15 protein-coding genes, 1 tRNA gene and 4 pseudogenes are annotated in these 22,557 nt (G+C 70.0%); 11 read left to right on the forward strand and 9 right to left on the reverse strand.

Going from position 1 to position 22,557, the window contains the following annotated elements; all coding sequences use genetic code 11:
* Positions 1–143 precede the first annotated feature (143 nt).
* The gene (locus ACFUJR_RS16630) at positions 144–467 is read right to left on the reverse strand and encodes a hypothetical protein (protein WP_352190777.1); all 324 of its coding nucleotides are present in this window, start codon (positions 465–467) and stop codon (positions 144–146) included.
* A gap of 334 nt (positions 468–801) precedes the next feature.
* On the opposite strand from ACFUJR_RS16630, the gene ACFUJR_RS16635 reads away from it, so the two are divergent.
* Positions 802–1,464 carry a LuxR C-terminal-related transcriptional regulator gene (locus ACFUJR_RS16635; protein WP_383170356.1) on the forward strand — a complete coding sequence of 221 codons (663 nt, stop codon included), beginning with the start codon at positions 802–804 and terminating at the stop codon, positions 1,462–1,464.
* Positions 1,465–1,567: 103 nt separating this feature from the next.
* Here the strand turns inward: ACFUJR_RS16635 and ACFUJR_RS16640 are convergent.
* The 7 genes and pseudogenes from ACFUJR_RS16640 to ACFUJR_RS16670 all read right to left on the reverse strand — a co-directional run.
* A pseudogene (locus ACFUJR_RS16640) lies at positions 1,568–2,069 on the reverse strand (RNA polymerase subunit sigma-70); the annotation flags it as partial.
* A 16-nt stretch (positions 2,070–2,085) separates the two neighbouring features.
* Positions 2,086–3,237, reverse strand: a pseudogene (locus tag ACFUJR_RS16645) (NAD(P)/FAD-dependent oxidoreductase); the annotation flags it as partial.
* Between the two features lie 119 nt (positions 3,238–3,356).
* The gene (locus tag ACFUJR_RS16650) at positions 3,357–3,947 is read right to left on the reverse strand and encodes a class F sortase (RefSeq protein WP_383170370.1); all 591 of its coding nucleotides are present in this window, start codon (positions 3,945–3,947) and stop codon (positions 3,357–3,359) included.
* 228 nt (positions 3,948–4,175) lie between these two features.
* On the reverse strand, positions 4,176–4,757 hold the full coding sequence (locus ACFUJR_RS16655; protein WP_383450485.1) for a hypothetical protein: 582 nt from the start codon (positions 4,755–4,757) through the stop codon (positions 4,176–4,178).
* A gap of 439 nt (positions 4,758–5,196) precedes the next feature.
* A complete protein-coding gene (locus ACFUJR_RS16660; RefSeq protein WP_383170354.1) occupies positions 5,197–5,727 on the reverse strand; it encodes a hypothetical protein in 531 nt (176 codons plus the stop codon).
* 34 nt (positions 5,728–5,761) lie between these two features.
* Positions 5,762–8,626, reverse strand: coding sequence for a DNRLRE domain-containing protein (locus tag ACFUJR_RS16665; protein WP_383170352.1), 2,865 nt, complete (start codon positions 8,624–8,626; stop codon positions 5,762–5,764).
* Positions 8,627–8,998: 372 nt separating this feature from the next.
* Positions 8,999–9,109: pseudogene (locus ACFUJR_RS16670) on the reverse strand (DM13 domain-containing protein); the annotation flags it as partial.
* A gap of 295 nt (positions 9,110–9,404) precedes the next feature.
* Here ACFUJR_RS16670 and ACFUJR_RS16675 point away from each other — a divergent pair.
* The 10 genes and pseudogenes from ACFUJR_RS16675 to ACFUJR_RS16720 form a co-directional block, all read left to right on the forward strand.
* Positions 9,405–9,977, forward strand: coding sequence for a redoxin domain-containing protein (locus ACFUJR_RS16675; RefSeq protein ID WP_383170350.1), 573 nt, complete (start codon positions 9,405–9,407; stop codon positions 9,975–9,977).
* A gap of 6 nt (positions 9,978–9,983) precedes the next feature.
* Complete coding sequence (locus ACFUJR_RS16680) at positions 9,984–10,862, forward strand: cytochrome c biogenesis CcdA family protein (protein ID WP_383170349.1); 879 nt, start codon at positions 9,984–9,986, stop codon at positions 10,860–10,862.
* A 473-nt stretch (positions 10,863–11,335) separates the two neighbouring features.
* Positions 11,336–13,855 (forward strand): hypothetical protein, encoded by a 2,520-nt coding sequence (locus ACFUJR_RS16685; protein ID WP_383170347.1) that lies wholly within the window; start codon positions 11,336–11,338, stop codon positions 13,853–13,855.
* Between the two features lie 316 nt (positions 13,856–14,171).
* Positions 14,172–14,828 (forward strand): glycoside hydrolase family 15 protein, encoded by a 657-nt coding sequence (locus ACFUJR_RS16690; RefSeq protein WP_383170369.1) that lies wholly within the window; start codon positions 14,172–14,174, stop codon positions 14,826–14,828.
* 245 nt (positions 14,829–15,073) lie between these two features.
* Positions 15,074–15,643: a PRC-barrel domain-containing protein gene (locus ACFUJR_RS16695; RefSeq protein ID WP_383170345.1), complete on the forward strand. Its 570-nt coding sequence runs from the start codon at positions 15,074–15,076 to the stop codon at positions 15,641–15,643.
* A complete protein-coding gene (locus tag ACFUJR_RS16700) occupies positions 15,630–16,085 on the forward strand; it encodes a PRC-barrel domain-containing protein (RefSeq protein WP_383170343.1) in 456 nt (151 codons plus the stop codon). Before ACFUJR_RS16695 ends, ACFUJR_RS16700 begins: the two co-directional genes overlap by 14 nt.
* A gap of 972 nt (positions 16,086–17,057) precedes the next feature.
* The gene (locus tag ACFUJR_RS16705) at positions 17,058–18,701 is read left to right on the forward strand and encodes a LuxR C-terminal-related transcriptional regulator (protein WP_383170341.1); all 1,644 of its coding nucleotides are present in this window, start codon (positions 17,058–17,060) and stop codon (positions 18,699–18,701) included.
* A gap of 123 nt (positions 18,702–18,824) precedes the next feature.
* Positions 18,825–19,775, forward strand: a complete 951-nt coding sequence (locus ACFUJR_RS16710; RefSeq protein WP_383170339.1) for an alpha/beta fold hydrolase — start codon at positions 18,825–18,827, stop codon at positions 19,773–19,775.
* A complete protein-coding gene (locus ACFUJR_RS16715; RefSeq protein ID WP_383170336.1) occupies positions 19,775–21,202 on the forward strand; it encodes an FAD-binding oxidoreductase in 1,428 nt (475 codons plus the stop codon). Before ACFUJR_RS16710 ends, ACFUJR_RS16715 begins: the two co-directional genes overlap by 1 nt.
* A 194-nt stretch (positions 21,203–21,396) precedes the next feature.
* Positions 21,397–22,076, forward strand: a pseudogene (locus ACFUJR_RS16720) (transposase family protein); the annotation flags it as partial.
* A gap of 298 nt (positions 22,077–22,374) precedes the next feature.
* Here ACFUJR_RS16720 and ACFUJR_RS16725 read toward each other — a convergent pair.
* Positions 22,375–22,451, reverse strand: a tRNA-Ile gene (locus ACFUJR_RS16725).
* Positions 22,452–22,557 lie beyond the last annotated feature (106 nt).

Consider the following 22,557-nt stretch of genomic DNA (forward strand, 5'->3'; position numbering starts at 1 on the left):
CCAGTCTCAGCCTGCCCCCACCCAGGAGCGCAGGGGGGGCGGGTTTGACGCTTTTCTTCACGTGGGGTCCAGGGGGTTGTGGGACGGGGGAGGGGGGGCCCCCCCCCCATGTGGGGGACGGGGGGCCGAGCCGGGCGTCAGACTCAGTACTTCTCGCAGATGATCTTGAACTCCCAGACGCGCCAGCCGTTCGGGCCGCTCCACTTGACGCGGTCGTAGCCACGGCTCACGCACTGGTACGCGACCAGGGCGTAGGACACGATGCCGGCGACCAGGACGACGGCGATGGCGACGATCAGGACGATCTGCCAGATGCGGTGCGCGAGGAAGCGCGGCTCGTCCTCGGTGCCCTTGGCCTTGGCCAGCGCCATGGAGGCGTGCTGGGTCAGGGCCGCGGGGGCGGTGGTGGCGAGGATCTGGGCCTGGGTGGCAAGACGCAGCGGCGTCTCGCGCAGGGCAGTGAGCACCTGTCGTTCCTTTCGATGGGATCGATACGATCGAGCAGGTGCCCGCCCCGATTGGAGCGGGGCGGGCACTCCCCCGGTGGCGATGCCGCCGGGATGCCTTGATCCTCCGCGTTCGGCGCGGCGCTGCACACTGCCGATCGCGCGCCTCCTTTGGTTGGTCGGCGGGACAAGTCGGCCGATACGTCACCGTCCGCTGCAATCCCGCGTCGTCAGGGCACCGGACCGCAACCGTTTCTGATCGAATTCCCTCTTAACTGTCTCTGGGGCGTGGCTGATTGTCTGGGGTAGGTTTCCTCCCGACCACGGCTTATTGCAGTACTCAGGGGGATTCACCATGGACCACGTCACCCTCATTCATCACCATCCATGGATTCGCAGGGGCCTCGAACAGGCATTGATCGAAACGGGGGAGTTCGCCGTCACCGTGTGCTCGTCCGCGGAGGCGGGAATCGCCGCGGTGCGCGAGCGGCCGCGGACGAGCGTTCTCGCCGCCGACCAGCTACCCGATCTCGATCCGTTCCTCACCGCCCTGCGAGGGCGGGAACTCCGGCGCGTGCCCGTCGCGTTGATCGGCGACCCGGACAGCATGTCGAGCCGGCCGCAGCCACTGCCGCCGGGCGTCTCCGGATACTTTCCCGAGGGGGTCGACCCCCGGGCCCTGGCCCACGCCGTGCACACGATGGCCGCGGGCGCGGCCGTGCTGCCGCTCGCGATGCTCTGGTGCTCGTTTCTGCCGGGCCCGAAGCTGGGGGGCCGTGAAGAGAAGCCGCTGCCCGCGTTTCTGACATTGCGTGAGCGCGAGATCCTGGCCCTGATCGGGGGCGGGCTGACGAACGTGGAGATCAGCGGCCGACTGGGGCTCACGGCGTCGACGGTGAAGGCGTACGTCAGCAATATCTACTGCAAGATCGGCGTCGACAACCGGGTCCGTGCGGCCCTCTTCGCCCACGGCATCGACCTGCCCGCGGCGCCGGCCGCGTGCACCCCGCTGATGTAGGGACCCGGCCGGCCACGCGGGGGCCGCCCGAGTCCGCACCGCACCCCCCCGGGGGGGCGGCCCTCGCGGACTCCGGCGGCTCAGGTCACCATGCGTCGACGCGTCACCAGGCGTCGGATGACCGGAGCGTCGGGCTCGCTCCGGCCCCAGGCACCGCTGAGCCGCCCGAGCCGCTCCGCCGCGGCGATGCCGTGCAGGGACGCGACCCTGCCGTCGCTGACCCCGAACGCGACGACGCCCACGACCCGGCCGTCGAGCACGGCGAGGACGGCGGGAGAGCCGTTGACCGTCGCGATGTGGAACGCGGGCGAGCCGCCGGCCAGTCGCCGCTTCGCCGCGGTGGGCTTGAAACCGGCCCGTACGAAGGAGGCGACGCGCTCGGGCGTCCGGAGCCGCAGCAGCCGCCTGGCCAGTCCCGCACCGTCCGAGACCGCCGTCACGTCGTCGGTGAGCAGAGCCACCAGCCGTTCGGTACGCCCCGAAACGGCGGCGGCGAGGAACTCCTCGACGATCCGGCGCGCGGACGCGGGGTCGGTCTCCGCGCCCCGGCGGCGCTCGGCACCCACCCGGGTCCGGGCGCGGTGGAGATGCTGCTGGCTCGCGGACCCGGCCCCGCCGACACCTTCGAGCAGCGCGAATCGGTGTCCTTGGCCGTGCTGACCCTGATGGAGCGCCTCTCACCGGTCGAGCGCGCCGTCTACGTCCTGCGCGAGCGGTCCGGCCGCCCAGGTACCAGGACTTGGACCTGACCTCCCCGTCGACCATCTGGAAGATCGCGTCCCGCCGCCCGAGGCTGATGTGGTTGCCGTGGTACTTCAGTCCGGTGGTCGGGACCTCGTCGCCGGTCAGGCGGGCGGTGATCGCGGCGGTCGCCTGCATGTTGGTGAATCCGGCCGAGGCGCAGGACATCGGCAGCGGACGGCCGTTCTCGCCGATCGCGTAGGCGGAGTCGCCGGCGGCGTAGACGTCCGGGTGCGAGACCGAGCGCATGGTGCGGTCCACGACGATCTGGCCGGTCTCGGCCACCTCCAGGCCACTTGCGGCCGCGATCGGGTGGACGGCGAATCCGGCCGCCCACACGGTCACGTCGGCCGGGATCGGCGTACCGTCGGCGGGGATCGCCCACGACGGCTCGACGGCTTCGACAGCGGTGTGCTCGTGGACGGTGATGCCGAGCCGGTCGAATGCCCGGCGCAGATGGCGGCGGGCCTTCGGGGAGAGCCAGGCGCCCGGCTCGCCGCGGGCGGCGAGCGCGACCTGGAGTCCGGGCCGGGACTCGGCGATCTCGGTGGCGGTCTCGATGCCGGTCAGCCCCTCACCGACCACGAGCACGGTGCCGCCCGCGCCCAGCCCGTCCAAGCGCCCGCGCAGCCGCAGCGCCGAGGCAAGGCCGGTCACATCGAAGGCGTGCTCGGCCACGCCGGGGACACCGTGATGGGCGACGGAGCTGCCGAGCGCGTAGAGAAGCGTGTCGTACCCCAGCTCGCCGTCACCGTCCTCTCCGGTCACGGCGACGGTCCTGCGCTCGGGATCGACACCGGTGACGCGCGCCGGGCGCAGCCGCACCCCGGTGCCGGCGAAGACGTCGGCGAGCTGGCGGACCGCGAGGTGCCGGCCGGCGGCGAGCTGGTGGAGCCGCATCCTCTCGACGAAGTCGGGTACGGCGTTGACGACGGTGATCTCGGTGTCGGCGGGCGAAAGCCGGCGAGCCAGGTTCCCGGCGGCGAAGGCCCCGGCGTACCCGGCGCCGAGTACGACGATGCGGTGCTTCATGACGTTGCTCCTGTCTCGTGTCCGTACCCCCCTGACGAGACAGGGCCCGAATACCTGACAGGAGCGGGATGTGACCCGCGTCACCGGACGGGGCGCCGGTCTGCCGACGCGATGCCTTGTCAGGCAGCCGGGGCCAGGTGGGCGAAGACGACGAGGTTCTCGGTGTAGTCCTTCGCTGTACGGTCGTAGGCGCCTGCGCACGTGATGAGACGCGCGAGTGCCTCGGGAGTGTCGTCGTAGACGCGCTGGTCTGGGAAGTCGTCTTTGTGGAAGCGTTCCACGGAGTCGACGCGGAAGACGGCTGTGGTGCCGTCAGCACGCCTGACCTCGAAACTGTCTCCACGCGTGAGTTCGCCGAGTCGGGCGAAAACGGCCGGGGCGGTCGCGGTGTCGAGGTGGCCGGCGATGAGTGCGGTTCCCCGCTCGCCGGGGGAGATGCCAGAGGCGTGCCAGCCGACCAGGTTCGTGTCGTCTGCCGGGGGCGGGTCCAGGGCTCCGGACGGGCCGATCTCCAAGCCGGTGAACGGCGCGTCCACTCCGATCCTGGGAATCACCAGGCGGGTGGGAGCCGACCTCGGCATCGCCGGTCCGGCCGGTGGGACGACGCTCGGCGAGGCCTGGCGTGATGCGTCCGGCGCGGCCGCCGGAGCATGTCCGGTCCCGGAGGAGGCCGTCGGCTTGGCCGGCGCGGTCGCGTCCTGTGCGAACATCCCTGGACCGAAGACGAACAGCAGCACCGCCGGTACGAACGTCCAGAACACCGCGGGGACGACCCACCGGGCGATACGCCGGGGCGCTCCCGCGCCGGCGGGGTCTGGTGGGGTCTTCACAGGGGCACCTTCCGGATTCGGGTGGCAGGCGGGGACAGTCGGGCGGGGGGGACCGACCGGGCGCAGGGACCGCCTTCCTGGCGGCGGCCCCTACGGCCCGGTTGCGCGTTACGACGCGCCGTCAGCGGCCTTCCGGCGGCGGTAGAGGGCGAACGCGGCCAGTCCGCCCGCGAGGACCACGGCGCCGGTCACGTTCGTGCTGGTGCTCGCGAGGCCGCCCCCGCCCGTGTGCATGCCACCCTTGGGCTTGTCGTGCTTGTAGCCCTCTTCCTTCTGCTTGTCCTTGCTCCAGTCGTCGGCGTTGACGAGGGCCAGCCCACCCGAGCCGGTGTGCATGCCGCCCTTCGGCTTGTCATGGTCCTTCTTGCCGTGCTCACCCTTGGACCACTCATCCCCACCCACCAGAGCCAGCCCACCCGAGCCCGTGTGCATGCCACCCTTCGGCTTGTCATGGTCCTTCTTGCCGTGCTCACCCTTGGACCACTCATCCCCACCCACCAGAGCCAGCCCACCCGAGCCCGTGTGCATGCCACCCTTCGGCTTGCCATGGTCCTTCTTGCCGTGGTCCTGACTGTGAGCGGAGCCGTCCTTGTCCGAGTCTCCTGCGGTGATCGCGTACGCGCCGGGTGCGGTGACCGCCAGGGTGGCGGCGGCGGCTGTCGCGGCGAAAAGAATGCGGGCAGAGCGCATCGATGGATTCCTTCCGTCCGCTGCGCCAGCCGACCCACTGTCGACTTCCGATGCGCAGCGACATGCCCCACCGTCAGCTGACGCACGTCGGCACGCCACTTGAGGTAGTGCAGACGGGAACCCGGCGGGGGTGGGACAGCTCCGAAGGGGGCGAATGCGGGTGGCGGAATGAGATCGCGTCAGTCCAGCTCGGCGGGCGTCCCCATGAGGCGAAGGGATGCCGACAGGGACGCAGAAATCCGGCCTTGAGCTGCCCTGACCCGCGCTCGCCATCTGCACGTGCGTTGCGTGGGCATGGAGGGGGCCACGGCGAGGAACAGCTACCGAAAGCGCTTCCCCGGCTCCGGCGGAACGCGCTGCCCACCGCTGCGGCTCAGCACAGGAAGTGACCCGCCCTCCCGGACGGGCCACTTCACTCACACGCTCGCCTGGGTCCTGGTCAGCCGCGCCGGACCTTGAAGGTGCACCACGCGGTCCACTCGGAGACGGTGCCGCCGTCCTTCACACGCATCCGCCAGCGGTAGTCGCCGTCGGTGAGCTTTCCTTCCGGCAGCTGGTAAGCCGCCTCGTGGCTGGTGTCGCTGGTGAGCTGCTTGCGCACGACCTGCGCGCCGCCGGCGGTGTCGACCTCGAAGACGATCTTGCGCCGTGGTCCGGGCTCCGTGGTCTCGACCGTTCCAGGCGGGGCGACCGACTCCAGGGTGGCGGCGAGGGTCGGCGAGCCGCTGGTGACGAGCGGATCGCCCTCGGGGCTGCCGCAGACCTGGAAGCCCGCGTAGGCGCTGTTGGAGATGCGGGGCACCTCTGGGGTGGGCAGCATCAAGTCGTTCGGACCGCCGTCGGCGGCGACGGGCGCGGGTTCCGCCGATGCGGCGGCGATGGCGAGGGGTGTGGCGACGGCGCCGGCGGCGAGGGCCGCGACCAGTGCCGCTGCCGCGCGTCCGGTGCCCTTGCGGCTCCTGTTACGCACACGCATGACGGTGTCTCTCTTCCTCATGGTCCGGCTACTTCACGTAGAGGGTGTGGTCGGGATCGGGGAACTGGACCTGGGTGCACTGGTAGGAGGTCCAACGGTGTTCGGCGACGAGGCGCTTGCCGACCTCCTGACAGCCGGAGAGGTTGTGCAGGTCCTCGTACGCGGTCCAGCCGGCGGCGGTGTTCGGCTTCAGCCGGTTCGCCGACGTGTACGCGGCGGCGTCGGAGCCCGCGCTGACGCCGTCGGTACCGTCCCAGCGGTAGTGCACGCCGAGCCAGACACGCCCTACCGCGTTCTCCGTGGCCGCGGCCGAGATCGAGGAGAACGTACGCGTCACGCCGAGGGCGTTGGGGTCCTCCGTGGTCGCCGTCCAGGTGATCTGGTCGGTTCCGAACCAGTCTTGCGTGGCCTTCGCCCAGGCCCCCGCGAAGGTCGCGTGGCCGGACACGTAGGCGGGGAACGCAGGGCTGAAGTGGTTTCCGTTGCGGTCCTGTGAGAGCGGCTGCCAGTTCGGGTCCACGGTGGTGCCCGCGTTGCCGTCACCATCCAGGCGGATGGCGCTCTCGGGACGCCACAGGTCGATGTCGGTCTGGTACTTCGTGTCCCAGGCGACGACGGCGGCGTCAGCCATCGCGAACGCGGTGAGGGCGAACAGCTTCGCATTGCCCGCGACCGTCAGACCGTGCTGGCGGGAGAGGATCTGGGTGTGGTCGAAAAACTGGCCCGGCGGCTTGTAGGTGCCGTCCAGGTCGTTGGCCCAGAACAGTGCGGCCGTGGTCTGGTCCGCGGTGCGGGTGCTGGACTCCGCGCGTCCCAGGCCCTTCACGTCGTTGACCTCGTCGGCGTACGCCTGGCTGGTCAGCAGGCTGCTCATCAGCGTGTGACCGGCGGGCCCCCCGGGCCGGAACTGCGTGCTGGAGGTCATCCCGAAGGGCTTGACCTTGCCCCACTCGGGGGTGGCCCCGTCGCCGGTTCCGGTCGGGCGCCAGTACCCGGGCGTCGTGCTGCCCGTGTACGGGGCTGCCGGAGCCGAGCCGTCGTTCTGCCGCGCGGCGATCATCGCGGATGCCGCCTTCTGACCGACCTCGGTGCCGGCCGCACGCTGGTCGGCCGTGACGGCGGCGGGGATGGTCGAGCGGGCGGCGGCGATCTCGTCGTCGAAGTCGTAGGCCGGGTATACCGACTTGAGGACTTCGAACGCGGCGTGGTCGATCGCGCTGTTCACGTCCGGTATTGCTCCGTTGGTGGCGGTGGCCTTGACGAGGTAGGCGTCACCGAGGCACTTGACGGTGCCCTCCGCACAGCGGGCGGAGTTGGCGGCGTCGTAGATCGCGCCGTGCATCATGGCGCCGGCGCGGGCAAGCGGACCGGGTGCTCCGCCGACCTGGCGAAAGGTCTCCAGCAGGACGTCGTTCCAGTAGACGACGTGATCCTTCACCGGGTCGGCCGGGGTCTCGTACGTGACGAGGATGGACGGCGCCTGCGGTGTGTCGGCGGAGGCGAAGATCTTGAACGCCTTGAAGTCGGCCTCGTCGGTGGCGCGCAGGCCGATCGTGTCGACCGTGCGGCTCGTCCGGGACCACTGCTTGACCAGCGGGGTGATGTTGTCGGATATCCAGCGGACGCCGCAGTCCGTATGCCCGTACGTCTGGGTCGAGGAGGTCACCTTGGAGCGCCACGCGGGCTGAGTGCCCCAGGTGGTGGCGGTGGAGGCGGTGCCGGTGTCCCAGATCTCCCAGGGCCTCGGCTCGCAGGAGTCGGACCAGGTGGCGTAGAGGTTGAGTTCGGCGTTGAGGATGTCCTGTCCGGTGACCGAGGGGTGGCGCGGGAAGTTGATGAACGAGCGCGCCTCGCCCTTCTGCCACTCGCGGCCCACCCGGAGGTCGACACCGCCGGAGAAGTCAGCGGTGTCGCCGTTGCGGACGAAGGTGTCGAAGTCGGTGCCGAAGTAGACGGCGGGGTCGATCGTGACGGGGTACTTCGTGTCCTTGTCGGCGAGGAAGCCCCTGTCGGCCTTGACGGTGAGGTCGAAGCCCTCGCTGCGCTCGACGACGTCGAGGTCGACACGGGCCTGGTGAACACGTTCCTTGCCCGTCCTGCCGACGGAGGCGTCCCACATGAACGGCGTCGGGGAGTGCCCCACCGTCTTGCCGGTCTTCGCGTCGGTGAGGGTGAGGGTCTCGTCGGCCTGCTGTTTCGCCTTCAGGCCGTTGGTTCGGACGGTCAGCGTGAACGTCGCAGCCCGTTCGGCCGCCGCCCGGTTCTTCACCACGAGGTACTGCTCGAAGCCGGTTCGGGTCGCCTCGACGATCAGGTCCGTGGCGGGCATGACGTTCTTGTACGTGGCCTTCGCACCGTTCAGGTCGGGCTCGGGAAGCTTGCCCTTCCAGCCCAGGGCGACCGCCTGCTCGCCACGTCCCAGAGTGACGAGATCGCCGCCCGCAGCGCCCGTGGGCCCGGCGAGCTTCAGGCCACGCGGGTGAGCCTTGGAGCGGATGGAGCCGTCGGGGTTCTTGACGAGGGACGTGTCGACCGCGATCCATTCGCCGTTCTCGCGGTACCGCACGGGGCCCGCGAACGACTCGACCGACATGGTGCCGTCGGGGTTCGCCCACAGGGTCGTGTTCTCGGTGCGGGCACCGATGATCTCGATGCGCCGGCCCTGCGCCTGGGCGGTGAGACGAGCGTTCGTCTCCTCGCGGTCCAGGGCGGCGCCGGAGGTGCCCGTTGGGGCAGAGTCAGTTGAAGAAGCAGAGCCTGTCGCCGTAGCGACCGAAGCACTCGATAAGGCGGCACCCGTCTCGGCGAGGAGAAACAGGGCGAGGGGCAGCGCGAGTCGCTGCACCCGGCGGGACCGTGCCGGCCCGTGAGGCCGGCCGGTGGATCTATGCACGCTGTCGACTCCTTGTGATCAAGAGCAGGGAACGGACGCGCGCATGCTTCCAATGATCTACTTCCGCTGTCCATGGCGTTTCTCACGCGGGGAAGTGATCATCGTGGCTCCGGAATGAGGAACTCCGCGCTTGTGGACGAAAGGCAGCAACCAGGCTTCAAGAATGACCAGTTGGGCTTCCACGCACGGGTGCGGCCAGATCAGAGGACCTGACAGACGCCTGCCGCCCCCTCGGCAGCCGGCATTTCTCGGGAGGACAAGTCGGCTTGCACGAGAGGGCGGTGACCGCAGCGCCCTGCCAGGAAAGAGACAAGGACTCTGTCAGATTCGGGCCGACTCGGCAGCGCCGAAGGACACGTTGAAGCGGTCGCATCAGATGCCGACGCGCGTGTACGCACTCCAGTCGACGCCGGCGGGCAGCGCGTAGTTCTGGTCGCCCCTGTTCCCCTTGAGCGTGCCGAGGCTGACGTACTTGCCGTCGTCGCTCTGCGGCCCGGCGGGGGCGGCGATCACCGCGGCCCGCTACGGCGCGGGAGCGGTGATCCTCGGACCGGCCGCGGATCGTCAGGAAGCCCTCGAGACGGGTCTGATCACCCGAGGCGAGCAGCACCGCCTTGGTCGGCGTCCCGGCCGGCGGCAGCCGCCGCACTTCGAGAGACAGCTCACCGACCACGCAGGCTGACGTCATCGAACCGTAAGCACTCGCCCCACCCGCACCGCACCTGCTCGGCCTACAGTTCACATCCGACCCGACCCGGACCACCAGGAGCTGCCCCGCATGCGTGCCCGCCTGATACTCCCCGGCCTCGTGGCCGCCACCACGCTCACCCTCGTCAGCTGCGGCACGCAGGAGACACCCTCCGCCGGCGGCGCCAAGGGCACAGCCACCCCCACGGCCCCTGGGTCCTCCACGCCGGCACAGACCGGGTCCGGTGCCGAGGCGGTCCCCGAGGCGTTGCGGTTCACCGGCACGACCGTGGACGGCAAGCCGTTCGACGCGGCGGCACTGGCGGGCAAGCCCACCGTGTTGTGGTTCTGGGCACCCTGGTGCCCCACCTGCAAGGCCCAGGGCCCCGAAACCGCCCGGGTCGCCGCCCAGTTCCAGGGCAAGGCGAACGTGATCGGGGTGGCGGGTCTCGACAAGTCCCAGGCGATGAAGGACTTCGTCACCGACACCAAGGTCGGTGGGTTCCCGAACCTGTCCGACGAGGCCGGGGACATCTGGAAGAAGTTCGAGATCACCCAGCAGAGCGTCTACGTGATCCTCGACAAGTCCGGCAAGACCGTCTTCACCGGCAGTCTCCCGGCCGGCAAGGGTCTCGCCGACAAGATCAGCCCGCTCGTCGGCTGAACCGCCATGTCCGACCTGCCGCTCGCCCTCGCGCTGACCGCGGGCATGCTCGCCGCCGTCAACCCCTGCGGCTTCGCCCTCCTGCCCGCCTACCTCTCCCTGCTCGTCCTGGGCGACGACAGCCCCACCCGCACGGCCGCCATCCGACGCGCGCTGGCGGCCACCGCCGCCATGACCACCGGATTCGCCGCCGTGTTCGCCCTCTTCGGGCTCGCCATCGCCCCCGTCGCGGGCCAGGTCCAAGAACACCTCCCCTGGTTCACCATCGCCCTCGGACTCGTCCTCGCCGTGGCCGGTGTCTGGCTGCTGTCCGGCCGTGACCTGCCCGCGCTGCTGCCCAGACTCCGCCGCGCCCCCACCGTGACCCGTTCCGTTCCGTCGATGGCCCTGTTCGGCGCCGCCTACGCCATCGCCTCCCTCGGGTGCACGATCGCGCCCTTCCTCGCCATCGTCGTCTCCGCCTTCCGCGGCGGATCCACGCTCGAAGGCATCACCCTGTTCACCGCGTACGCGGCCGGCATGGGCCTGATCGTCGGCGCCGCCGCCCTCTCCGTGGCCCTCACACGCACGGCGCGCGTCGGCCGCCTGCGCCGTCTCGGATCCCTCGCCTCCCGCCTCGGCGGCGGGCTGCTCCTCCTGGTCGGGGCCTACGTCGCGTACTACGGCTGGTACGAGATCCGCGCCCTGAACGACCCCACCACCCAGGACCCGGTCATCGAAGCCGCGGGCGCCCTGCAGGCGAGCCTCGCCGATGCCCTGAACGCCATCGGACCGACTGCCATCGCGCTCACCCTCGCCACGATCCTGGTCGTGGGCACGGTGCTCCGCCGTCGGCGTCCCGCACGCGGCGGGGGTGTCGTCACACAGGACGAACACGGTGAGTAGGCAGACACCGTACTGCTCCGGTCCCCGCGCAACGGACCGGTACGGGGGCGTGGTGCCGATCTGTCCGCCGCCCTCGGCGTAGCACCGATCGGACAAGCGACCCCGAACTCCTGCCGGCAAGCCGACCGCCTGACCGATGGGATGACGACAAAGGCGCTGGAATTCAGCACGGTGCGGCGTGTCACACGCCGGAGCTCACCAGGTCGCTGCGGACTCGGCGACGTGGGGTGCGTGGGCTCGGCCAGCGGGCGGGCGGTGGTGGCGGGCGTCCCTTATGGCAGGGCATGCGGCATATCGGGATCGACGTGTGGCGGGAGTGAGGCCGGCGGCGAATTCGACGCGGGTGAGCTCGTCGCGTTCTGTGAGCAAGGTGTCCAGGACGGTCAGGCTGGCGACCGGCTGCTGCAGTGGGAGCCAAGTCGGCCTGAATCGCGTCACTCAAGTGTCAGACCTCACTTGAGAAAGAAGACACGATGCTCAGACAGAGGCTGCAGTCGGCGCTCTCCGCGCTGACCAGCATCTTGGTGGTGGGCACGCTTGTGGCCATGACGCCACAGGTCGCGCAGGCCGACGAACTCCCCTTGCCCCTGCCCGTTCCCAACTCCTGTGACCCGGGACCTTGGTATCTGACCCAGCACTACGAGGAGTTCGCACCGGCCGACGGGCCCTGGCGGGTGGCGCCGGGAGACAACCTCGAGGTGACCGTCACCAAGTCCCGCACCATCGAGGTCGGCGCCCAGCTCACCGTCGGCGTATCGGCCGAGTGGGCCGTGGCCAAGGTCAACGCCGAGCTCGGTATCAGCACGAAGGTCTCGTGGCAGAGCTCGGTAGGCCTGAAGACCAACACCAACTCCCCGGCCCACGAAGTGACACACGTCTACTACGGCGTCTTCACCGAACGCGTCCTCATGGAGCGCAAATGGTACCCGGCCGGGTGCAACAAGGGATGGCCGTACTCTCTGCGGAACTTCCAGAGCGCCATGTGGGTGCAGTTCCCGAAGGCCGAGGGGTTCAAGAAGGTCTCGATGGCCATGGGGCGGGGTGGCCTGGGGACACCCGGTACCACCAACCCGCCCGCTCCGCCGCAGCCGCAGCCGGTGACGTCGGTGCACGGCCTGGCCGACGGAACGCTCCTGCACACCACGGACACCAAGCGCATCTACAAGATGGTCGGTGGCGCGCCGGTCTGGCAGGCCACCTGTGACAGCGGCATCTGCGACTCCCAGCCGCGTCCTACGTACCAGTCGGTCATCGACGCGGGTCCGAAGACACCGCGCAACGGCTCGTCCGCCATCGACCAGCGCGGCCGGATCTATATCTACGTGGGCGGTGCGCCGCTGCATCAGTCGCACTGCAACTCCCCGGTCAACTGCGGACGGCCGCCGAAGATCTCGGACTGGTCCATCGACGCCCGTGACCACATGAACCTGGTCCCGGCCGACGGCAACCTGGTTCAGGGCTGGAACGCCGGGAACGCGACTCCCGTCGCGCAGACCGTCGGTGGGGCGCGGCTCAACTTCGCCAGCCCGCAGGAGGTCATCGACACGGGCTTCGGCACGGACTGGCCCTCCAAGGTCGTCATCGTGTCGGACTACTCGTTCAACAATCTCGGCACGATCCCGGCGGACGGCACGCTCGTCCAAGGCACGGGCGGCGGTGCCTCAACCCCGGTGGCCATGTTCGTAGCCGGGTCGCGCATCAACTTCGCCACGCCCGAGGAAGTGGTCGAGACGGGGTACGGGACGAACTGGCGCGAGAAGGTGCGCGCGATCCCGAGCCGTGCCTTCAACGAGTTCCGCGCCGACATCCCGCCGGAAGGCTCGCTCATCCAGGGCATCGCGAACGGCGTACCGACGCCTGTGGCGATGATGCTCGGCGGCGCGCGGATCAATTTCGCCTCCCCGCAGGAGGTCATCGACTCCGGCTTCGGTACCGACTGGGCCTCGAAGGTCCGGACGGTGCCGACGCGCGCGTTCAACATGATCCGCGCCGACGTGCCCGACGACGGCACGCTGATCCAGGGAACGGGCGGGAATTCGCCCGTCGCCGCGATCATCGGCGGCGCGCGGGTCAACTTCGCCTCGCCGCAGGAGGTCATCGACTCCGGCTTCGGTACCGACTGGGCCTCGAAGGTCCGCGCGCTCCCCGCCCGGGCGTTCAGCCTGATCCCCGACCGGATCGGGGACGGCACGCGGGTGAAGAAGGCCAGTGCCACGTCGCAGGCCGGCATCGTCGGGGGCGCGAAGGTGCCTTTCGCGTCGATGGACGAGCTGATCGCCTGCGGGTTCGGGGACAAGCGGATGTGGACCATCCCCGACCGCGTGTGGGACGCGCTCACGACCAAGATCGCGGACGGCACCCGGCTGAAGAAGGCCGGGTGGTCGTCGGAGGCTGCGGTCGTCGGCGGCGCAAGGGTGGACTTCTACACGGAAGCCGAACGCAACGACGCCGGATACGGCGGCGTCATGCTCCAGTACATCCCGGCCCGGGTGTGGGACGCGATGACGACCAGGATCGCGGACGGCACGCGCATCGCGAAGAGCGGGTGGTCGTCGGAGGCCGCGGTCGTCGGAGGCGCAAGGGTCGACTTCTACACGGAAGCCGAACGCAACGACGCCGGATACGGCACCAAGCCTCGCCAGGTCGTCCCGGTCCGGGTGTGGGACGCACTTCCGAACCAGATCGCGGACGGTACGCGGGTGAAGAAGGCCAGTACCCCCTCGCAGGCCGGGATCATCGGTGGGGCGAAGGTGCCTTTCGCGTCGATGGACGAGCTGATCGCGTCCGGGTTCGGGGACAAGCCGATGTGGACGATCCCCGACCGGGTCTGGGACGCACTTCCGAACCAGATCGCGAACGGCACCCTACTCAAGGCGCCTGACTCGTCGACGGTTTGGCGGATGCTCGACGGCAAGAAGGCCGAGATCACCGATCCGGCCGGAACCGTATGGGTCGTTCCCCAGCGCATTCTGGACGCCATTCCACAAGGCTGACCATCACAGGCGGCATGGCGGGGCAGGGAGAGTGTTGCTTCCCTGCCCCGCCTCGTTCTCGACGACGGGCCGGTTCCGCATTCCGTTGCCGGGATGATCACACCGTTGCTCGCACGACAGGGGCGACCTCTGACAATGGAGTTTCGACAGACTCGTGCTGGGCTCAGGGATAGCGGTCAGCGGATCCGTACAGTGGCGCAGGTGAACGTCGTGGCCTGGAGCAGCGTGGGAGTGATGGTGACGCCGGTCAGGCGGGAACGACTCCTGGCCCTGGCCGAGGACGCCCGCCCCAGCCTGGGCATGGCCCGACCACGCCATCTGGGAGGTACGGTCGCCCACCCGCCCCTTCACCTACTCGGCGGCGATGTGCCAGGTAGCCCTGGACCGCGCGGCGCGGCTCTCCCGCCGACTGGGCCTGCCCGGCGACCCGCGTGCGTGGGAGCGGGACGCGGAAGCGATCAGGAGCCGCGTCCTCACCGACGCGTGGGATCCCTCGATCCCCGCCCTGACCGGACACCTGGGCCCAGGCGGCGGGCTCGACGCCTCCCTGCTGGCGCTGCCTCTACGCCGGGTCCTGCCCGCCGACCATCCCAGGATCGTCGTCACCTGCCAGGCGGTGGCGGAGCGCCTCGCGGCGGGTGGCGGGCTTCTGTACCGGTATCTGCCGGAGGAGTCACCGGATGGCATCGGCGGTCCCGAGGGGGGCGTTCGTCCTGTGCGGCTTCCGGCACGTGGACAACCTGGTAGGCCAAGGCCCTCTCACCGAACCCCAGGCTCTCAGCCATGTGGGGCTGATCTCTTCAGCCGTACTCCTCGGACGCGCGGACCGCGGCCTCCGACCGGAAGTCTCCACGCACGCGTGGTTCGAGTGATCCGAGAAGGGCGTCGCAGGACAGTGTTCCCGGCGGGGAAGGGGGTAGTTGCCATGTATCCCCATCCGGAAGAACGGCTCACGCCGGGAAACGGCCAATGAAGTACCGAGGCGTCGGCGACGCTGGCCACCGAGTTCCAGTTCATGCGGTACGCGCCAGGCCCCTTGCACAAGGGCATTCGTCTGCGGACGTGGAAGGGGTGTCTCATGGAGTGGTGGACGTGGCTGGTTATAGCCGTGGTCGTAATGATCGTGATCGGGATCTCGGCACTCGTGACCCAGGCCAGGCGTCGGCGCGGCGGGGTGATCGCCGACGAACATCACCTGCCCCGGGAGGGTGATGAGCGATGAACTTTCTCATCCGAGCGGGGGACGTCGTGGGGCGCCCGGTCCTGACGCTGCACGGTGATGCGATCGCCCAGGTCAAAGACGTGGTTCTCGCCCCGGAAACCGGACGGGTCCGGGCCTTCACGCTCAGCGGGCGGGGGATGCTGTCCGGGCCGCTGAAGGAGGCGATTCCGTGGAGCGCTGTCCACGCCCTCGGCCGGGACGCCGTGATGGTCGCCGACCGGGATGCGCTGCGCGAAGCGGCCGACATGGCGTCCGGCACCGGAGGCGGGGCCGACATGCTGGGAACGCGCGTCCTCACGCAGGAAGGCGAGGACGTGGGGAAGGTGACCGACGTCGTGCTCGACGTGACGGCCGAAGAGGCGAGGCTGGTCGGGTACGAGGTGAGGCTCGACCGGCACGGCGAGAAGGGGACCGTTCTCGTGCCGGTCTCCGCCCCGGTCGTGGTCTCGGCGGAGAACGTGCTGGTGCCCGCAGCCGCCCTGCGTTCCCCGCCCGCTGATCTGGCGGAGTTCCGGGAGGCCACTGGGGTCCTGCCGGAGGAGGGGGCGGGCGATGCTGAGCAGTGACCTTGTCGGACGTCAGGTAGTACTGGTGAGCACCGGCGAGACGCTGGGGAAGGTGACCGGACTCCTTCTGAGTCCGGCGCCCGGCCGCGTGCAGGCGCTCCGGATCCGCGCCGGTGCCCATCTGATGAGCGTGCCGTGGGGCGTGGTGCAGGTCTGCGGGCCGGACGCGGTGATGGTCCGCCGTGCACCCGACGCCGACGAGCGCGTGTCCGGCGGTGATGCGGAGGCGGCTCCGGGCGACGCGCTGGGGAAATCCCTGATGACGGACCGGGGCGACCGGCTCGGGGAGGTCCGTGACGTCGAGTTCGATCCCGCGGACGGAAGTCTCGTGACGCTGTTGACAGCCGGCGACACTTTCGACGGGGCACGGCTGGTCGGGGTGGGGGACTTCGCGGCCGTGATCACCGCCGATGTGGTGGACGACCCGAACCCGGCGGGCTGACACCGCGCCCGCGGCAACCGGCCGTGGGCGGGGCGTCTCGCCCGATGGAGGTCGGTCTCGGCTCGTGCCGTGGGACTGGTCGCGGTATAAGCCGCCCGCTTCTCCACGGCCCGTCCGACTTCGCAGGCCACGGCCTGTGCACCAGCCACCCGTACGTAAGGGGACCCGCCGATCAGGCTCCGCTCCACCCCACGGCGACCGGACAGCTGGCAATCGCCCTCGCCGTGCAGCGCGCCCTGCTTGAGTCGCCGCGCGCCCTGGCCGACGCGCCTGAGCCCCTGGGCGGGTAGCCCTCACCCTCGTGGGTAGGCGCCTGACGTACGCGGGAGCCGGGCGGAGCCGCCGGAGTCGAGCCGCGTGCGGAGCGTGATGGGGAGGCACTGATGGAGTGCTTCGAGTGCCGGTCGGGGACCGGCAAGGCCGTTCCCGCCGTGGCAGTGTGCTGCGACTGCGGACCACGTGAGGTTCGCACCGCGCGAGGTGCACCACGAGTCCGGACTCGGCAGGACCACTGGACGCCTACCGGCCCGAACGGCTCTGTGCCCGGTGTGCGACCAGGCGGAGCACAGTACGTGACCAAGCGGCGACGGCGCGGCCGAGGTCTGCTCGCCGGGAGAGGGATTCCGGTGTGTGGCGGGTCCTTCGGGCAGCTTCTCGTACGGATGGCCCTCCTGGCCCTCTGTGCCAGGCCGGCCCTGCTGACCTGGCCAGGAGGGGCCTTCAGCGCTCCAGCTCCACCCTCTTTTTCCCGTTCCCCCCGGGGTTCCTCCGCTTCGGGGAAGCGCTCACGCCCTCGGCGGACGGCAAGACCGAGGATTCCCCCAGCCGAGACAGCCTCCGGAAGTCACAGGAGCCGGGCCGTGACGAACGGCGGCACCTGCACCGGCCGCCCCGGGAACCCGCCCTCAACGCGCATGACTCGGAGCCGCCACATACGCTGCCCGGGGGAACTCGCCGCCCACGGGAGCACTCATGGCCACAGGTGATCCACTGACGCACGGCCGCGAGGCGTACGAGCGTCTGGCATGGCGGGACGCGTACGAGCAGTTGTCGGCCGCCGACCTGCTGGCGCCGCTTGAGGCTGATGATCTCGATCGGTTGGCGCGAGCGGCGTACCTGGTCGGGTCCGTCGACGCGGCGAGCGAGACCTGGGAGCGGGCCCATCAGGCGTTCCTGGACCGGGGGGACGTGGCGTCAGCCGTGCGGTGTGCGTTCTGGCTCGGGCTCACGCTCGTCCTCCGTGGTGAGCACGCCCGTGGCGGTGGCTGGCTGGCACGGGCGCAGCGCGTCCTTGCGGACGCGGAGCTGGACTGCGTGGAGCAGGGGTATCTGCGCGTCCCCGTGGCGCTGCGGGCTCTGCACGGTGGCGATCCCGAGGCGGCGAGGCGCTCATGCGTGGAGATCACCGAGATCGCCGACCGGTTCGACGACGCCGACCTGCGGGCCCTCGGGAGGCTGGGGCAGGGCCAGTCGTTGGTGGCGCAGGGCCGGGCAGCGCAGGGGTTGGTGATGCTGGACGAGGCGATGGTGGCGGTGACCACGGGAGAGGTCTCGCCGCTCACCGCCGGGATCGTCTACTGCGCCGTGATCCTCGCCTGCCGCGGGATCTACGACCTTCGGCGCATGCAGGAGTGGACCGCGGCACTGAGCCGCTGGTGCGCCACGCAGCAGGACCTCCAGCCCTACCGGGGCCAGTGCATGGTGCACCGTTCGGAGATCATGCAGCTGCGCGGCGAGTGGGCCGACGCCATGGACGTGGCACGGCAGGCGTGCGAGCACCTGTCCGCCCTGCCCGGCGACCCGGCGATGGGCATGGCGCTGTATCAGCGGGCCGAACTGCTCCGGCTGCGTGGCGAGTTCTCCCGGGCCGAGAACTACTACCGCGAGGCCGCCGGCTGGGGCCATTCGGCGCAGCCGGGATTTGCTCTGCTCCGGCTGGCGCAGGGCCGGCCGGCCGACGCGGCCGCCGCCATCCGCCGGACCCTCGTGGAGACCGAGGGGGCGGAGGAGCGCCCCAGAGTGCTGGTCGGCTATGTGGAGATCGAGCTCGCCGCCGGAAGCGTCGAGGACGCGTCGATGGCCGTGGACGAGCTCGAGAAGATCGCCGCCGACTTCGACTCGCCGTATCTTCGGGCCGAGGCCGCGTACGCGCACGGATCCGTGCTGCTGGCCGCCGGTGATCCGGAGGCCGCGTGCATCGCCCTGCGCCGGGCGTGGGTCGCCTGGCACGAGAACGCGGCTCCTTACGAGACGGCGCGGGCGCGGGTGCAGTTGGCGCGGGCGTACCGCCAGGTGCGCGATCACGACACGGCCGAGATGGAGCTGGAAGCCGCCCGTCAGGTCTTCGAGCGGCTCGGCGCGGTGCCTGCTCTGGAGGAGACGCGGGAGCTCATGGGCCGGGCAGGTCGGACCGTGGGCAGCCCCGGAGGGCTGACCCCGCGCGAGGTCGAGGTGCTCCGGCTCATCGCGACCGGGGCGTCGAACCGGGAGATCGCGGACAGCCTCATCATCAGCGACAAGACGGTCGCCCGGCACGTGAGCAACATGTTCACCAAGCTGGGCGTCTCCTCACGGGCCGCCGCCACCGCGTACGCGTACGAGCACGACCTCGTATAGGCCCAGCGACCTGCATGGAAATGCCCATACGGCGTGCGTCGGCACGTTGGTCGATGCGACGGATGCGGACATCACTGCCGGACTCGGACCCTTGCCTTGTAGGCACTGGGCAAGGAGGCCGTGATGAGGACTCACGAGAGGACAACACGATCCGAGCGATCCGCCGGGCAGCAGGCGCGCGACCAGTTGACGGCCGCGATGCCGCTGACCGAGCGGCGGATTCCGCTGGCGACGGTGTCCACCGCCGTCCTGGAAGGCGGTGACGGCCCACCCCTCGTGCTGCTGCACGGCCAAGGGGAGTTCGCCGCCATCTGGATCAACGTGATCCCCGACCTGGTCAGGACCCACAGGGTGATCGCTCCCGATCTGCCCGGCCACGGCGCCTCGGAGGTGCGCGACGGCCGACTGGACACGGACACGGTCATGACCTGGCTCGACGAGCTGATCGACCGGACCTGCCGGGCGAGGCCACCCGCCCTGGTCGGCCACCTGCTCGGTGGCGCGATCGCCGCCCGGTACGCGGTGCGCCACAGCGATCGACTGGCCCGCCTGGTCCTGGTCGACGCACTGGGCCTGGGCTGGTTCCGGCCGGCGCCGAGCTTCGCGGTGCCCATGATGGGCTTCGTCGCCCGGCCGACTCCGAAGAGCCGGGACCGCTTGTTCCAGCACTGCTTCCTCGACATGGACCGGGCGGTCGAGCGGACGGGAGAGCAGTGGGAACCGCTTCTGGACTACGCCCTGGACCGGGCTCGCACGCCGAGCGTGCAGGCGGCGATGCGCGGCATCATCCCGCGCGTCGGCGTGCCGCCGATCCCGTCCGGCGATCTCGCGCGTATCGGCGTGCCCACCGACCTGATCCACGGCCGGCACGCCCTCCAGGTACGGCTGCGGACCGCGGAGGCGGCGAGTGCTCGGTACGGATGGCCGCTGCACGTCATCGAGGACTGCCGGGACGACCCCGCCACGGAGCAACCGGAAGCGTTCCTGGACGCGCTGCGCACCGCGATCGGGACATCGACGCGGCAGACCGAGCAATCGGGAGAGCCCGGGGCATCGGGAAGGGAGGAGCCGTGATGAGTACGAGGATGTTCGAGGTCGCAGGACTCGAAGACGAGCGCGTCGGCCTGAGCTCCGCCCGGATCGAACAGCTCAGCTCCCGGCTCGTGGGGCCGCTGCTCACGGCCGGGGACGAGGGCTGGGACGAGGCCGTCACGGTCTGGAACGCCATGGTCACCGCAAGGCCGACCCTGGTCGTCCAGCCGGTCACGGCACAGGACGTGTCCGTCGCCGTCCGGTTCGCCGCCGACCACAGCCTGCTGCTGAGCGTCAAGGGCGGAGGCCACAACATCGCCGGCACCGCACTCGCCGACGGCGGGGTGACCCTCGACATGTCCCGGATGAAGGAGGTCACCGTGGACCCGGCGGCCCGCCGGGCGCACGCCGGTCCCGGATGTCTGCTGAAGGACGTCGACGGGGCGACCCAGCAGTACGGTCTGGCGACGGTACTCGGGTTCGTGTCCGAGACCGGAGTCGCCGGCTTGACCCTCGGCGGCGGATTCGGCTACCTGACGCGCCGGTTCGGCTGGGCGGCCGACAACCTGGAGGAGGTCGAGATCGTCACTCCGGACGGAACGATCAGGACCGCGAGCCGGGCGGAGAACCCGGACCTGTTCTGGGCGCTCCGCGGCGGTGGCGGCAACTTCGGCGTCGTCACCCGCTTCACCTTCCGCCTGCACGAGGTCGGCCCCGTCATCACCGGTGGCCTGGCCGCCTGGAGCGCCGACCGGGCGGACGAGGTCCTCGCCACGTACCGGGAGCTCACCGCGTCCGCTCCCCGCGAGCTGACGGCAGTGGCGGTCATCCGGCTCGCGCCGCCGGCACCGTTCGTGCCGGACGAGTGGCATCTCAAGCCCGTCGTCGGGCTGCTCCTGTGCCACACCGGCGCCCACGCCGAAGCCGATCTCGCCCCGCTGCGCGCCCTCGGAGAGCCGATCTTCAACCTGATCGGTCCGAAGCCCTACGTAGCGCAGCAGTCGATGCTCGACGCGATGGAGCCCAAGGGCCTGAACCAGTACTGGAAGGCCGAGTTCCTCCCCGGCCTTCCGGGCGAGTACCTTCCCGTGTTCCGGGACGCGGCGCTGGAAGTCTGCGCCCCTCTGTCCTTCTCCGTCATCTTCCACCTCGCGGGTGCGCTGAACGAGGCCGCCGACGACGGTGGAGCAGTCGGCAACCGGGAAGCCCGGTTCATCAGCGGCTTTTCCGGAGTATGGCCGCCGCGGGCCGACGGCGCGCGGATCGTGGCCGCCGTCCGCAAGGGTTGGGAGAGGATCCGCCCCTTCTCTACCGGCGGGAACTACGTCAACTTCCAGATGGCCGAGGACGACGACGGCAGAACCGCCGACGCCTATCGGGGCACCCACGGGCGTCTTCGCCGGATCAAGGCCGAATACGACCCGGTCAACGCCTTCCGCGTCAACCGCAACATCCGGCCAGGCAGATGAAGGTACCGACCTACCCCACCAGTCTCACCCTTTATTGAGCTTCTTCGATGTGACCACCGATCGGGTGACGGTCCGTGAAGCGCAACGAGAGAGGCCCCCGGGCTGTTGATCGAGGTGTCTGACGTCTCAATCACGTTGCTCGGGGGCCTCGTTGGTCATGCATCCTGCCGCATGCACTCGTGGAGTGGGTCACCATGCTGATCGTCACCCGTGAGGGCGACCGGCGCTGCAAGCTCCGTCCGTCTCAGCGAGCGTTGGTGGCACTGGTCTACGTACGAGAGCACACCACTCTGGCGAAGATCGCCGCCGGGTTCGGGATCAGCGAGTCCACCGCCCATGCCTACACCAGCGCGGTCGTCGACCTTCTCGCCGCCCGTGCACCGGGCCTGCTCAAGACGCTGCGCGACCACGAACCCGACTTCGTCCTGCTCGACGGCACTCTCGCCGAGTGCGACCGGGTCGGCGACGGCCGGGCCGACTACTCCCACAAGCACCGGCGCCACGGCGTGAACGTGCAGGTCGTCACCGATCCGGCGGCCGGCTGCTGTGGCTCTCGCCCCCTTTGCCGGGCCGCACCCACGACCTGACCGCTGCCCGCACCCACCGGATCATCCGGATCTGCGAGCGCCAGGGCGTCCCGATCGTGGCCGATCTCGCCTACCAGGGCGCCGGTCCGTGGCTGACCACGGGCATCAAACGCAAGCCCCTGCAGGAACTGGCTCCCACCGACAGAACCCGCAACCGTGCCCTGGCCGCGGCACGCGCACCCGTCGAGCGCGGCGTCGCCCGCCTGAAGTCCTGGCGGATCTTCCGTAGGTCCCGCTGCAGCCCCAACCGCATGACGTCAATCGCCAAGGCCGTCCTCACACTGGAGCTGCCGTGGGCCGAGACCCTGAGCAACGCCATGCCCCGGGACCAACGACCGAACGTCACCGTGCTCCGGTTCGTACTGTCAGGGATCACGACGTCGGATGCTGTGGGGTGGCTCACAGAGAGGATGAACGGAGGCAGCCCTGCGGCGTCCGGGTGACTTGGGCGTGTCGGACCACTCGTGTCCAAACACTCTGTCCGAACAATGGTTGGACGCGGCAGCGAAGGCTCTGCGCGAGCACGGTGAGAGTCGTCGGAGCAGGGAAAGTCCCTGGTCAGATCGATTCTGCTTCAGCGTGCTGTGGTGGGGCGGGTGGGACTCGAACCCACGGCCGACGGATTATGAGTCCGCTGCTCTAACCGGCTGAGCTACCGCCCCTTTACGTGTGGCGCGTACATGTGTGCGCGCCGTCTGCCGCAGCATAGCCGCTCATACGATCTCCTGCTCCGGATGGTCGGGCTCCGCCACGCGCTGCTCGACCATG

It is taken from the genome of Streptomyces sp. NPDC057271, assembly GCF_042668715.1.
In the GTDB taxonomy this organism is placed as follows: domain Bacteria; phylum Actinomycetota; class Actinomycetes; order Streptomycetales; family Streptomycetaceae; genus Streptomyces.